Origin of the sequence: Klebsiella huaxiensis (assembly GCF_003261575.2) — a bacterium.
Taxonomy (GTDB): Bacteria; Pseudomonadota; Gammaproteobacteria; order Enterobacterales; family Enterobacteriaceae; genus Klebsiella; species Klebsiella huaxiensis.
The window spans coordinates 4711107-4725342 of the sequence record NZ_CP036175.1 but is presented as its reverse complement, the minus strand read 5'-3'; the positions used below and the strand labels follow the sequence as shown (position 1 = coordinate 4725342).

12 protein-coding genes are annotated in these 14236 nt (G+C 58.0%); 5 read left to right on the top strand and 7 right to left on the bottom strand.

The features are described from left to right. Positions 1–73: 73 nt before the first annotated feature. From fbpC to DA718_RS22590, 6 genes are all read right to left on the bottom strand, one after another. On the bottom strand, positions 74–1120 hold the full coding sequence (gene fbpC, locus DA718_RS22615; RefSeq protein ID WP_112214068.1) for a ferric ABC transporter ATP-binding protein: 1047 nt from the start codon (positions 1118–1120) through the stop codon (positions 74–76). 11 nt (positions 1121–1131) lie between these two features. Beyond that, positions 1132–3210 (bottom strand): ABC transporter permease, encoded by a 2079-nt coding sequence (locus tag DA718_RS22610; protein ID WP_112214069.1) that lies wholly within the window; start codon positions 3208–3210, stop codon positions 1132–1134. A 70-nt stretch (positions 3211–3280) separates the two neighbouring features. After that, complete coding sequence (locus DA718_RS22605) at positions 3281–4312, bottom strand: ABC transporter substrate-binding protein (RefSeq protein ID WP_112214070.1); 1032 nt, start codon at positions 4310–4312, stop codon at positions 3281–3283. Further along, positions 4312–5607, bottom strand: coding sequence for an MFS transporter family glucose-6-phosphate receptor UhpC (uhpC, locus tag DA718_RS22600; RefSeq protein ID WP_112214071.1), 1296 nt, complete (start codon positions 5605–5607; stop codon positions 4312–4314). Before uhpC ends, DA718_RS22605 begins: the two co-directional genes overlap by 1 nt. Before the next feature lie 84 nt (positions 5608–5691). Next, the gene (locus DA718_RS22595; RefSeq protein WP_112214072.1) at positions 5692–7233 is read right to left on the bottom strand and encodes an MASE1 domain-containing sensor histidine kinase; all 1542 of its coding nucleotides are present in this window, start codon (positions 7231–7233) and stop codon (positions 5692–5694) included. Beyond that, entirely contained in the window at positions 7233–7862 is a 630-nt protein-coding gene (locus DA718_RS22590) for a response regulator transcription factor (protein WP_112214208.1), read from the bottom strand. Before DA718_RS22590 ends, DA718_RS22595 begins: the two co-directional genes overlap by 1 nt. 253 nt (positions 7863–8115) lie before the next feature. Between DA718_RS22590 and tauA the strand changes: the two genes are divergently transcribed. From tauA to tauD, 4 genes are read left to right on the top strand one after another with little or no spacing between them, the layout of a single operon-like run. Then, positions 8116–9078, top strand: coding sequence for a taurine ABC transporter substrate-binding protein (gene tauA / locus DA718_RS22585; protein ID WP_112214073.1), 963 nt, complete (start codon positions 8116–8118; stop codon positions 9076–9078). Positions 9079–9088: 10 nt separating this feature from the next. Then, positions 9089–9856 (top strand): taurine ABC transporter ATP-binding subunit, encoded by a 768-nt coding sequence (gene tauB, locus DA718_RS22580; protein ID WP_112214074.1) that lies wholly within the window; start codon positions 9089–9091, stop codon positions 9854–9856. Further along, positions 9853–10680, top strand: coding sequence for a taurine ABC transporter permease TauC (gene tauC, locus DA718_RS22575; protein WP_112214075.1), 828 nt, complete (start codon positions 9853–9855; stop codon positions 10678–10680). Before tauB ends, tauC begins: the two co-directional genes overlap by 4 nt. Continuing rightward, complete coding sequence (tauD, locus tag DA718_RS22570; RefSeq protein WP_112214076.1) at positions 10677–11528, top strand: taurine dioxygenase; 852 nt, start codon at positions 10677–10679, stop codon at positions 11526–11528. Before tauC ends, tauD begins: the two co-directional genes overlap by 4 nt. Positions 11529–11699: 171 nt before the next feature. On the opposite strand, the gene olsF is transcribed toward tauD, so the two are convergent. After that, entirely contained in the window at positions 11700–13418 is a 1719-nt protein-coding gene (gene olsF, locus DA718_RS22565) for a bifunctional ornithine lipid synthase OlsF (RefSeq protein WP_112214077.1), read from the bottom strand. A 257-nt stretch (positions 13419–13675) separates the two neighbouring features. Between olsF and DA718_RS22560 the strand changes: the two genes are divergently transcribed. Further along, positions 13676–14167, top strand: a complete 492-nt coding sequence (locus DA718_RS22560; RefSeq protein WP_112214078.1) for an REP-associated tyrosine transposase — start codon at positions 13676–13678, stop codon at positions 14165–14167. Positions 14168–14236 lie beyond the last annotated feature (69 nt).

Here is a 14236-nt window from a genome sequence, read left to right as displayed (position 1 = left end):
GCACAAGCGCCTTATCCGGCCTACAAATTGCACGAACCGTAGGCCGGGTAAGCGCAGCGCCACCCGGCATCAATCACACTGCGTCGGCTAAAACAAACATCCCGTACGGGTGGATCTCAAGGTAATACTGCTCGCCGGCGTTCGGTTGCAGCCGCGTCGCATTCACCTGCAATAAGATCTCCTGCCCGTGCCACTCCACCGTCACCTCATACTGCGGCCCCATATAGGCCACGTGGCGGATCGTGCAGCGCTGGCTCTCTTCACCGCGATCGCTCAGAGTAATCGCCTCCGGACGCACGCCGACGGTGCCTTCGTCCTGGACGGCGAAATGCAGCGGTCTTGGCAGCCGATAGCCATAAATATCGACAAACTCCTCGCTGAAGGCGGCCGGGAACAGGTTGGCATCGCCCATAAAGCTCGCCATAAAGCGCGACGCGGGCTGACGGTAAAGATCCTGCGGCGATCCAATCTGCATGATATGCCCCTTGTTCATCACCAGCACGGTATCGGAAACCGCAAAGGCTTCGCTCTGATCGTGGGTGACGTACAACGAGGTGATATCAAACTGCTTTTGCAGTTCGCGGATCTTATCGCGCATGCTGCGACGCAGGTTGGCGTCGAGGTTACTTAGCGGCTCATCAAACAGCAGCACCTTCGGCTTGAGGATCAGCGCGCGCGCCAGAGCCACGCGCTGCTGCTGGCCGCCGGAGATCTGATCGACATAGCGGTCCTCGAATCCTTCCAGATCCACCATCGCCAGCGCTTCTTTCACCCGCGCTTTCAGCTCGCTGCGCGACACGCCAAGCATCTTCAGGCCGTAGCCGACGTTGTCCCCCAGCGACATATGCGGGAACAGGGCGTAAGACTGAAACACCATGCAGATGTCGCGCTGCTGAATAGAGCGGTGGATGACGTCTTCGCCATCAATGAAAATCTGTCCCTCGCTCGGTTTTTCCAGCCCGGCCACCAGGCGCAGAATGGTCGTCTTGCCGCAGCCGGAAGGGCCGAGCAGGGTCACCATTTGCCCCTGCGGGATGGTGAGATTGATATTATCGATAACCACGTTGCTGCCGAATCGCTTAGTGACGTTGCGCAGCTCAACAAAATTTTTCTGGCTCATAGTGCGCTCCATTACGCCTGGTTTTTGGCTTTTGAACGGGAGATACGCGCTTCCCCGATTAGCCAGTCAAAGATGAAAATAATCGCCAGCATCACCACGATCAGAATCGAACCGTAGGCGATTGCCACGCCGTATTCGCCGTCTTCCACGCGGTTCAGAATGTAAGCCGTCGCCACGCGGGTATCCGGCGTGACGAGGAACACAATGGCGCTGACGGTGGTAATGGCGCGCACAAAGCTATAGATCAGCGCCGAGAGGATTGCCGGGCGCAGCAGCGGCAGCAGAATATGCGTAATGGTGCGCAGGGAACCGGCGCGCAGGCTGAGCGACGCTTCGTCCAGCGACTTGTCAATCTGCCCCAGACCGGCGATACCAGCGCGAATACCCACCGGTACGTTACGCATCACCATCGAGATAATCACAATTGCTGCCGTGCCCGTGAGGTACACCGGCGCGCTGTTAAAGGCGAGGATGTAGGAGACGCCTGCCACTGTACCGGGAACGGCAAAGCACAGCATGGTGGTGAACTCGATAGTCTTTTTGCCTTTAAACTGCTGGCGCACCACGATCCACGCGATCAGCAGTCCGAACGCGGCGGTGATGGGCGCGGCAATCCCGGCGTACAGCAGGGTGTCGAGCAGGGAAGGCCATGCTCCGTCGCTCATTCCCTGGCCGAACAGCTTGATAAAGTTATCCAGCGTCAGGGTGTAATCCACGCCCCAGTTGACGGTGAAGCTGCCGTAGAAAATGCTGCCGTAGAGCAGGGCGTTAAAGGCGATCCACACCGCCAGAATGGCGATCACGCTCCACACCAGGGTGACCGGCAGCGGTTGTACGTCGCCACGGTAGGACTTACCGGAAACGGTGACGTAAGAGCGCTTGCCTATCCACATATACTGAATGCAGAACACCAGCAGCGAGAACAGCAGCAGGAATGCGCCAAGCGTGCTCGCCGCCTGATAATCGAGCTGCGAACCGGTGATGTAGAAGTAGATCTGCGTCGCCAGCACGTCAAAGTTACCGCCGAGCACCAGTGGGTTACTGAAGTCGGCCAGCGACTGGACGATGACGATTAAAAACGCGTTCGCCAGCGCGGGTTTCAGCAGCGGAACGAAGACGCCGTTAAAGGTTTGCCAGCGGCTGGCGCGCAGGGTGTACGACGCCTCTTCCAAAGACGGATGAATGGTCTTAATCGCCCCGTCGAGGATCATAAACGCCATCGGAGTGAATGCCAGCACCTGCGCCAGCCAGATACCGGTAAACCCGTACAGCCAGTTGGTGTTGGTCAGCCCGAACCAGTCGACCATCAATTCGGTAATGTAGCCGGAACGCCCCATCATCAGCGTCACGCCCAAACCGACGACAAACGGCGGGGTCACGATCGGCAGAATGGAGAAGATGCGGCCAATAATCGCGCTGCGTTTGGCGATGCGGGTGGTGTAGATCGCCAGTACCAGACCAAAGAAGGTGCAGCCGATACCTACCGCAATCGACAGGGCGATGGAGTTGAGGATCACCTGGACGATATGCGCCTGCGACAGCACGGCCATAAACGCCAGCGGGGCGAACTCCCCGGCGTCGTTGGTGAACATCGGGATGAAAATAGCGATGCTCGGCCAGACGATAAATACGCCAATCAACGCCACGATGGTGACCAGCGAACCAATCACAAAGCGGTCGCCGCCCAGCCATTCCAGGCGAGTCAGCGCCAGGGTCATTATCGCGCCCAGCGCCACAAACAGCACGATGGTGGCGTAGCCTAGCCCGCGGCCTTCCACGGTGGCGCTGATGACGATAAACGCCATACAGCAGAACGCCCAGCCCGCATCGAGGTAGTGGCGGTTGCGCTGTTCGCGTCTGGCTTCCTGCCATGGACGAATCAGCAGCAGGCTCGGCAGCAAATACCACAACCAACTGATGTTGAACTGTGACCAGCCGTAGGCCGCGAGAATTTCATCGCTCGTGGACTCCAGCAGACCGTAATCAAGGCTCCAGCTCGGCAGCAGGGCGAACGCCAGCCAGCCGAACAAAACCCAAAGGAATATCGCATCCCGTTTTTTCACGGGATGGAGTGCAAGTGTGTGTGACATAAGTTTTCCGGTGTTGTGTGTAGGCCCGGTAAGCGTGAGCACCACCGGGCATTAACCGCAAAATGTGGGCTTATTTACCCATCTTCACTTCGCTAACCCATTTATTGATTAGCGCTTTTCGCACGTCGGTAGAGCCGTATTTATCCATGTCGTAATTAATCAGCTTCAGGTCATCTAGCTTCAGCGAGTTTGGTGAGGTTTCGGCGGTGGTGTTGGTCAGGATCTGATAAGACTTGCCTTTTTTCCACGCCAGTTCCTGGGCCTCTTTCGACAGCACCCAGTCAACGAAGAGTTTGGCGTTGTCGAGGTTGCGCGCGCCTTTCAGGATGCTGACGCCGCCGATTTCATAGCCGGTGCCTTCGCACGGGGAGATTAGCTCCAGCGGCGCGCCCTGTTCTTTTTCCAGCGAATAGTCATGCAGGAAGCCGATACCAATGGCCGTTTCGCCACGCGCGGCGTTACGCGCCGGGGCAATCCCGGATTTGGTGTACTGGGAGACGTTAGCGTTGAGCTGCTTCAGGTAATCAAAGGCCTGATCGTCCCCCCACAGCTGGGCGAAGGTGGCCAGCGCAGTGTAGGCGGTGCCGGAGCTTTGCGGGTCGGCTATCTGGATTTCGCCTTTGTATTCCGGTTTGGTCAGATCTTTCCAGCATTTTGGCACCGGCAGATTTTTCTCTTTCAGCCGCTGAGTGTTCACGCCGAAGCCGAGGATGCCAACGTACACCGCCGAGGAGTAGTTGCCTTTTAGCTTCGCCGGATCGCGGAACTGCTCCATTACCTGTTCAAGGTTCGGTGATTTATAGGGTTGCAGCAGGCCCATTTCACCGGCCTGAGACTGTGGGTCAAGGGTGCCGCCGTACCAGACGTCCGCCTGCGGGTTTTTCTTCTCAGCATCGACCTTCGCCAGCGTACTGCCGGAGCCGTTGCGAATAAACGAGGTTTTCACATCATATTTTTCGCCGAAGGCTTTAGTTTCGGCTTCACACATTTCGTTGGTGGCGCTGCAGTAGACCACCAGTCGACCTTTGGCCTGCGCCGCGCCGCTTAACGTCGCCAGCGCAATGCCGGAAGCTATCAGGGTAGTGACCAGAGTTTTTTTCATTATTTTATCCTTTGAGCAGGAGAGGTAGTAATGCTCGCCATCAGCAGCGGCATCAGCAATAAACCCATCAGGACTGCGGCGACCGAGAGCAAACTAAACATGCCCGACCAGCCGTAGCGTTCAATGACCAGCGACAGAGGCCAGCCCGCCAGCGCTGCCCCCAGATAGGCGAACAGGCCGAGAAAACCGGTGATTGAACCCGCCGCCGCTTTGTGTCCGCACTCCACCGCCGCGAGGCCAATCAGCATTTGCGGGCCAAAAACGAAGAAGCCCACCGTAAAGAAACAGATCGCCAGTAGCGCGTAATGATGCACCGGGGCCAGCCAGAGCGCGGCGACGGAAACCATCAGCCCTAGCGTGAACAGCAAAATCATCGGCGCCCGCTGACCGCTGAACAGCAGATCCGAGCCCCAACCGGCGAACAGCGCGCCGAGCAGGCCACCCGCTTCAAATAGCATCACCGTGGCGTTAGCGCTGAGCAGATTGACGCCGTGGCTCTCCGTCAGCCAGATGTTGCCCCAGTCGTTAAGCGCGATGCGGATCAGATAGACCAGCACGTAAGAGATGGCCAGCAGCCAGATCATCGGGTTCTTCAGCATCGTGGTGCGTAGCATCTGCCAGAGCCCCATCGGTGGGCTTTGCTGCTCCTGACGCAGCTCCAGCGGGTCGTTACGCCAGGCTCCCACTGACGGTAATCCCTCTTCCTGGGGTGTTCCTTTCAGCTGTAGCGTTAACCAGATGCCTAATGCCATGCTGATAATCCCCGGTGCCAGCATCGCCGCCTGCCAGCCCCACCAGTGGGCGGCAAAGGCGCTAATCAGCGGGATAATCGCTCCGCCGATATTGATAGACATATTCCAGCAGCCCCACCAGAAACCGCGTTCGTTGCGCGAATACCAATGGGTTAGCAGTCGGGCGCAGGGTGGCCATCCCCAGCCCTGAAAAAATCCGTTCAGCGCCCAGACCGCCAGCAGCAGCGTCAGCGACTCACCAAAGGCGAACACCACGTTCAACAGACCGGTGGCGAACAGACCAACGCCCATAAACCAGCGCTGTCCGCGGCTGTCGTGCCACAGTCCGGCAGTAAACTTCGACAGACCGTAGGTGAGATAAAACAGCGATCCCAGCAGGCCGATATCGCCTTTATCCAGACCAAGATCCGTTTGCAGCGCTGGCAGCACGTAGTTAACGCTTTTGCGCGTCAGGTAAAACGCGGCATACCCGATGATCATGCACATCAGCAGTTGTGGACGCAGCGTCCGGTATTGTTGATTGATGTCGGTTGCTGAGCGCATAGCCGTCTCCGTTTTTCTGACTATATGAAAGTGAAATCGAAAGGGGATGAGAGAAAGTCCGGAGTGCCTAAGACTTTTTCCTGGTTAGCCGGCTGTTTGTTGCAAATTTGTGGGCAAGTTAACAATTACTCGCGTGCCGTGCCGCGATTCCAGCGTTAGCTCGCCGCCCAGGGCGCTGACGCGTTCGCGCATCCCCTGAATACCAAATCCGCCAATTTTGTCGGCGCTGATTCCGACGCCGTTATCCCTGACTTCCAGGCGCAACGACTTTCCCTGCTCAAGTAAGGTAATGGCAACCTCGCTGGCCTCAGCGTGCTTGCAGACGTTATTGAGCAGCTCCTGCAGCAGCCGATAGAGGGTAAAGCGTACCGTTTCGCTCTCCGGGGTGGCGTTAAGCTGATAGTCAAAGCGGCAGCAGATGCCGCGTTCGGTAAAGGCAAATTCGTTGAGCAGATGATGCAGTGCTTCCTTAAACGACAATTCGTCAAGGGCGGGTGGGCGCAGCTGGCGCAGCAGCTGGCGGGTGGAGTGGTGGATACGGCGGGCGAGATCGTTAATCTGGCTGGCGGCGGCCTGGGTTTGCGCCGGATCGCGCGCCCGTTTCACCAGCTGTGATTGAATTTGAATAGCGGTGATGTTCTGGCCTATTTCGTCATGCAGCTCGCGGGCCAGGCTTTTGCGCGTGTCCTCTTCGGTATGGATCAGCTTTTCGGTCAGCGCCCGTCGCGCCGCCAGCTCTGCTTCCAGCCGCTGGCGGTAGTGGTGCAGGTTTTGTGCCAGGTGCTGCTGGCGGCTAATGGCAATCCCGAGGCCGATACCGAGCAGCGCCTGGGTTGCCAGAAAGATCTCCAGTTCAACCAGATTGTTGAACCCCACACCTACCTGGCGAGCAATGGTGATCATCATGCTGCCCAACAGGCCGGAGAGCACGCCGCCCTGCCAGCCAAATTTCCATGCCATCACCACGTTTGGCAGAAAGACGACAATCAGCAGCAGGCGTTCAATTTCCGGCGACAACACCATCTGGGTGCCGATACCGATGATAAAAAACAGGCTGCACCAGATAATTAGCGAGGTGCGCAGCGGCGGATTGGTCGTATCCAGTCCCAGCAGATGATAGCGGTGCTGCTGGCGCAGGAATTCAAAAATCAGATAGACAAACGGTGTCAGCAGCACGCCGCCGGTAAACGAGGCCAGGCCGAGCATCATTGCCGGGCTTTTCACAAACGGCGAGAGCAGCGCGGTGTTGAGTAATGCGCTGACGCTGACCGTGGCCAGCAGCAGCGTCAGCCGCTGCCAGTAAAGAGGAAAACGGTGCCAGAACTGTTGCGCCAGACCGGCGGGGAGCAGGCTAACCAGCGGCGCGGCCAGCAGAATATAGCCGTTCAGCAACTGTTCGCTGTGCAGCCAGAACAGCATCAGCATGGGGGGGAGCACCAGCGCGGGCCAGTAGCGGCGGGAAAGCAGGATCAGCATCGCCAGATAGACGCCGTGTGGCAGAAACAGCGCCGCCTGCTGGCCGTTATGTGTCAGGTAAAAACCGAGCGTCCACAGCATCAGCCAGCCGCTACCCCAGGCCAGTACGATGAACAGTGAGATGACCCCGTGGCGAAGGCCGCGCGACATTAATGCCCCGCCAGCAACTGGTGGTCGAGAGCGAAGTGCACCAGCTCAATCGTGCTCTGGCATTGCAGCTTGCCCAACACGTTGGCGCGATGAACGTGTACCGTTTTGTGGCTAAGATCGAGCTTGAAAGCAATTTCCTTGACGCTGTCGCCTTTGACCAGTAAATCAAACACTTCGCGTTCACGTGGGGTGAGCACTTCCAGCACCTGCGCCGGTTTTGCGCCGCCGCGCAGCGCCCATAGCGCATCGGCGCACAGATAATGGCCGCCCATCCCGACGGAACGTACCGCCTGCACGAGCTCTTCCGGGCCGCAGCGTTTGGTCAGATAGCCGCTGGCTCCGGCATCGAGCGCGCTCTGCACGAAGGTGGGCGCGTCATAAATGCTCAGAATAATGGCGCGAAACTGCGGCTTTTGCGCGCGCAGGCGCTTAAGCAGGCTCAGGCCGTTTTCATCCGGCATGGCGATATCCATAACGGCCACGTTGACGTCATCGCGCAATAGCGTCGGCCACGCCTCTGCCGCGCTGCTGAACTGGCCAACAACGTTGAGGTCTTCTTCGAGGCTGAGCAACTGTGCAAAACCGGAACGCACCACCACATGGTCATCGACCAGCACCACTCGAATCATGTTTCTACTCTCTTCGCGGATCATGGCCCTATGATGCCTGCCGCCGCTGCGCTGGCAATCGTCGGGGTGTGGATATGTAACGAATGTAACGAAATTGCAATAAAAGCGAGAGGAACAGTTTTTGTGAAAATTAACTAACCATTGCCGCTTTTTTTCTAAAAACGCTTTGTTCTTAGCAAGAATTTTTAATTACTTCATCAAACGCATCGCGCCGGAAATACTGCATCCATAACAACTATGGGAAGCAGACACTATGGCACTATCATCGCGTATCACACTCATTGCTGCACTGGCGCTGGCGGCATTCCAGGCGCAGGCGGTTAACGTCACCGTGGCGTATCAAACCTCCGCTGAGCCGGCGAAAGTCGCCCAGGCGGACAACACCTTTGCTAAAGAGAGCGGGGCCACCGTTGACTGGCGCAAGTTTGACAGCGGCGCGAGCATCGTGCGGGCGCTGGCTTCCGGTGACGTACAAATCGGCAACCTCGGCTCCAGCCCGCTGGCGGTCGCCGCCACTCAACAGGTACCGATTGAAGTCTTCCTGCTGGCCTCAAAGCTCGGTAACTCCGAAGCGCTGGTGGTGAAGAAGACCATCACCAAGCCAGAGGACCTGATTGGCAAACGCATCGCCGTACCGTTTATCTCCACGACGCACTACAGCCTGCTGTCGGCGCTGAAGCACTGGGGTATCAAGCCGGGGCAGGTGCAGATCCTCAACCTGCAACCGCCAGCGATCATTGCCGCCTGGCAGCGCGGCGATATTGACGGTGCCTACGTCTGGGCTCCGGCGGTCAACGCGCTGGAAAAAGACGGCACGGTGCTGACCGACTCGTCGCAGGTGGGGGAGTGGGGTGCGCCGACGCTGGATGTCTGGGTGGTACGTAAAGATTTTGCCGAAAAGCATCCCGACATTGTCAAAGCCTTCGCCAAAAGCGCCATCGACGCCCAACAGCCCTATATCGCCAACCCTGACGAGTGGCTGAAGCAACCGGAAAATATCAGCAAGCTGGCGCGCTTAAGCGGCGTACCGGAAGCCGACGTGCCGGGGCTGGTGAAAGGCAATACCTACCTGACCGCCGCTCAGCAGGCGCAGGCGCTGAACGGGCCGGTCAATAAAGCCATCATCGACACCGCGAAGTTCCTCAAAGAGCAGGGCAAAGTGCCCGCCGCCGGGAGCGACTACAGCCAGTACGTTACCGACCGTTTTGTGAAATAAGGAGGTCATGATGCTGCACATCTCGCATCTTTCCGCCGACTACGGCGGCAAACCGGCGCTGGTGGATATCAACCTGACGCTGGACAGCGGCGAACTGCTGGTGGTCCTTGGCCCTTCCGGCTGCGGTAAAACCACGCTGCTGAACCTGATTGCCGGATTCGTGCCTTATCAGCACGGTAGCATCACTCTTGAAGGGCAGCGGGTTGAAGGGCCGGGGGCCGATCGCGGCGTAGTATTTCAACACGAAGGGCTGCTGCCGTGGCGCAACGTGCAGGATAACGTCGCGCTCGGGCTACAGCTGGCGGGCGTCGACAAAACGCAGCGGCGGATAACCGCCGCGCAGATGTTGAAAAAAGTTGGCCTCGAAGGGGCGGAAAAGCGCTTTATCTGGCAGCTCTCCGGTGGCCAGCGTCAGCGGGTGGGGATTGCTCGCGCGCTGGCGGCCAACCCGCAGCTTTTGCTTCTCGATGAACCATTTGGCGCACTGGATGCTTTCACCCGCGAGCAAATGCAAACCCTGCTGCTCAATCTGTGGCATGAGAGCGGCAAGAAGGTGCTGCTGATTACCCACGATATCGAAGAGGCGGTGTTTATGGCCACCGAGTTGGTTCTGCTCTCGCCGGGACCTGGCCGCGTTCTTGAACGTCTGCCGCTTGATTTTGGCCGCCGCTTTGTTGCCGGGGAATCCTGCCGCAGCATCAAATCGGACCCGAAATTTATCGAACAACGCGAATACGTCCTCAGCCGGGTATTTGAACAACGGGAGGCTTTCTCATGAGTATCGTCATTAACGACAAACCGCGTCAGCGGGCGCTGAAGTGGCGCTGGCCGTTCTCACGTCAGCTTACCCTGAGCGTGGCAACCCTGGCGGTACTGCTGGTTATCTGGTGGGCCGTCGCTGCCTTACAGCTGATTAGCCCGCTGTTTCTGCCGCCGCCGGGGCAGGTATTGCAGAAGCTGATAACCATCGCCGGGCCGCAGGGCTTTATGGATGCCACTCTCTGGCAGCATCTGGCGGCGAGCCTGACGCGTATCGTTATCGCGCTGCTGGCAGCGGTGCTGCTCGGCGTGCCTGTGGGGATCGCCATGGGGTTGAGCCCAACGGTGCGTGGGATCCTCGACCCGCTGATCGAGCTTTATCGTCCGGTACCGCCGCTGGCTTATTTGCCGCTGATGGTTATCTGGTTTGGCATCGGCGAGACCTCAAAGATCCTGCTGATCTACCTGGCGATATTCGCGCCGGTGGCGATGTCGGCGCTGGCGGGCGTCAAGAGCGCCCAGCAGGTACGCATTCGCGCCGCGCAATCTTTAGGCGCCAGTAAAGCGCAGGTGCTGTGGCTGGTGATCCTGCCCGGCGCGCTGCCGGAAATTCTTACCGGCCTGCGCATCGGGCTTGGCGTTGGCTGGTCAACGCTGGTGGCCGCAGAGCTGATTGCTGCTACCCGCGGCTTAGGTTTTATGGTGCAGTCCGCCGGTGAATTCCTCGCCACCGATGTGGTGCTGGCCGGGATCGCGGTGATTGCGGTCATCGCCTTTTTACTGGAACTGGGCCTGCGCGCGCTGCAGCGTCGCCTGACCCCCTGGCATGGAGAAGTACAATGAGCGAACGTTTAAGCATTACCCCGTTGGGGCCATACATTGGCGCGCAGGTTTCCGGCGTCGACATTTCCCGCCCGCTGAGCGACAACCAGTTCGAGCAGCTGTATCACGCGGTACTGCGCCATCAGGTGGTGTTCCTGCGCGAGCAGAATATTACCCCTGAGCAGCAGCGCAATCTCGCCCTGCGCTTTGGCGACCTGCATATTCACCCGGTCTATCCGCACGCGCCCGGCGTTGATGAAATTATCGTTCTTGATACCCACGACGATAATCCACCGGATAACGATAACTGGCACACTGACGTTACCTTTATTGAGACGCCGCCAGCCGGGGCGATTTTGGCGGCAAAAGAGCTGCCATCTACCGGAGGCGATACCCTGTGGACCAGCGGCATTGCCGCGTATGAGGCGCTCTCTGAGCCATTTCGTCAGCTGCTGAGCGGCCTGCGCGCGGAGCATGATTTCCGTAAATCGTTCCAGGAGTATAAATATCGCCAAACCGAAGAGGAGCATCAGCGCTGGCTGGACGCGGTGGCGAAAAATCCACCGCTGCTGCATCCGGTGGTGCGAACCCATCCGGTAACCGGCAAGCAGGCGCTGTTTGTGAATGAAGGGTTTACGACCCGCATCGTCGATGTGACGGAGAAAGAGAGCGAGGCGCTGCTGAGCTTCCTGTTTGCCCACGTCACTAAACCGGAATTCCAGGTGCGCTGGCGCTGGCAGCCTAACGATGTGGCGATTTGGGATAACCGCGTTACCCAGCACTACGCCAACGCCGATTATCTGCCGCAGCGGCGCATTATGCACCGCGCAACGATCCTCGGGGATAAGCCGTATTACCGGGCGGGGTAATTCCTGTAGCCTGGCTAAGGCATCAGCCGCGAGCCGTAGAGAACATCGGAAGCTGCATTGCGAGCGGCTTCCCGGAGGCGATGCTGCGCATCTGTCCGGGCTACCGGCCCGCAGAAAGCTGTAAACCCGTAGCCCGGACAGGCGCTGCGCGCCGCCGCCAGGAAAAGGTTTTTATGCCGACTTTTGTGCGTCCAGATGCACGCCAATATAGCGCTGATAGCGGTTCGTCTTCAGATAAGTCAAATCCACCAGCACCAGACCATCGACGCAGTTGTTGAAATCCGGGTCGCTGCCGAAATCGATAAACTGTACGCCGCCCGGTTCACAGACTTCCGAGTACTGCTTATACAGCGGCGGGATCGCGCAGCCGAGATTGCCGAGCAGGGACTTTAGCCGGGCCAGATCGTCGTTGTAATCCTCGCCGCCAAACTGCGCCAGCACATCGGGCAGTGAGGCGGGGTAGGGGCGACGAGACTCCGCCAGCGGATGAGTTGCCGGAAACCACAGGCGATAGAACGCCACCAGCAGATCCCGCGCGGCGGGCGGCAGGCCGCCAGAAATCGACACCGGACCGAACAGATAGCGATAGTGCGGATAGCGTGCCAGATACGCGCCGATGCCGGACCACAAATAGTCCAGACCGCGACGGCCCCAGTAGCGCGGCTGGATGAAACTACGCCCCAGCTCAATGCCGTGCTGAAGAATATCGTCCATGCGTTTGTCGTAATGGAACAGGCTATAGCTATAAATCCCTTCCAGGCCGCGTTTTTCCAGCTGTATTGCCGTCGGCATAAAACGGTAAGCGCCGACGATCTCGAGGTCTTCTTCATCCCACAAAATCAGATGCAGATAGTCGTCATCATAGCCATCAACGTCGCGACGCTTGCCGCTGCCTTCGCCTACCGCGCGAAAGGCAATTTCCCGCAGACGACCCAGTTCGCGCAGTACCGGGGCATCTTCCTGACCGTGGCGCTGCCAGAGATAAATCACTTTACCATCTGCCGTACGCCCCAGCGTTTCTGCTTTGCTGAGCTCGCGCTTGAGCAGGGCGCGGTCTTCGGGACGGGCAATAGCGCTTTCGGTTTTGAACACGCCCGGAAGTCCTTTTCCTAGCTGTTCCAGGTGATGGTAGCAGCGCTCGGTCAGCTCACGAGAAGAGCTTTGCGGATCGAACCAGGTTGACCAGGCTATCTGTTGGCCAATATTCACCGGCAGGCTGCTGTTGCGGCGGCGGAACATTTGCTGCATCAGCAGGAGCAGCGGAAGGTTATCCGACACCAGCGTGCTGGCATAGAACAGCGCGCTGTTGTGCGCGCGGATCCACGCCGGAAGCAGCGGGGCGCGGTATTTGGCCGCTAGTTTAATAAATCCAGAGTGCCATTTTTTATCGCGGATCCCGCGGCGGGTCAGGCGTGACACCTCGCCCGCCGGGAAGAAAATCAGCACGCCGCCGTTTTGCAACTGCTGATCCATCTGCTGTAGGGCTGCTTTGGCGGTGCGGCCATTAATGTTATCGACCGGAATAAACAGCGAGCTCAGCGGCTCAAGGTGGGTGAGCATACGGTTGGTGACCACTTTGACATCGCGGCGCACGCGGGAAACCGCGTAGAGTAGCGCCAGACCGTCAAGCGTACCAGTAGGGTGGTTGGCGATAATGACCAGCGGGCCATGTTCGGGGATCTGTTCGAGATCGTGCGCCGGGATAGCGCAGCGGATATTGAGATGTTCGAGCACCTGTTCGACCGTATCCAGTCCTTTCAGGTGATGATGACGTGCTGCAAACTGTTGAAATTCTTCCTCATGCAGGAGCTTTTTCAGCACCTTTTTCTGCCAGGGAGCTGGCTTTGCCTGAGGCCACAGGTCATCGAGTACATTGTCGAGACTAAACATGGTGGCACCTCCTCCGTCCTGCCCAGACAGTAGAAGGCGCAGATGTCGCTCAGATTACAGTTGAGTGAATATTTGGGGGGCGAGTTGCGGGGGCAGGAACAGGTAGCCCGGACAGGCGCGCAGCGACGCCTCCGGGAAGGCTATATGTGAAAAAGTTGCGAGCGCTTTTCCAGATTAATGTCCAGTTCATTGCCTTCTAACCTCGCCCTCTTTTAACCTGGTGGAACAGGCAAAAAATCTTTGGCAGGGGGCATCCGATGGTCGATTATCGTCGTCATTACATTAATGGAGGGACTTGGTTTTTCACCGTCAATTTACGCGACAGAGATAGTCGGTTTCTGGTTCAGCGTATTGATGCATTACGCCAGGCAGTGGCAATAGTCCACAAACAGAAACCTTTTCATATTGATGCCTGGGTTGTGCTCCCCGAACACCTTCATTGCGTCTGGACCTTACCTGGCAACGACAGCGATTTTCCATCGCGCTGGCGATCAATTAAAAAGCATTTTTCGGGTTTAACAGGCGCGCAAAACGTTTGGCAACCAAGGTATTGGGAACACGCCATTCGTAACCAAGAGGACTATCGTAGCCATGTCGATTACATTTATATCAATCCGGTTAAGCATGGGTGGGTAAGGCAGGTTCGGGATTGGCCATATTCAACCTTTCATCGCGATGTAAGTTGTAGTTTGTATCCTGTTGATTGGGGTGGGGAGGTGAAGGAATTATTATGCGGCGAGCGTCGTTAAGGTGACTTTCCCGGAGGCGGCGCGTTGCGCCTGTCCGGGCTACTAACCCACAGATAGCTGTGAGCCCGT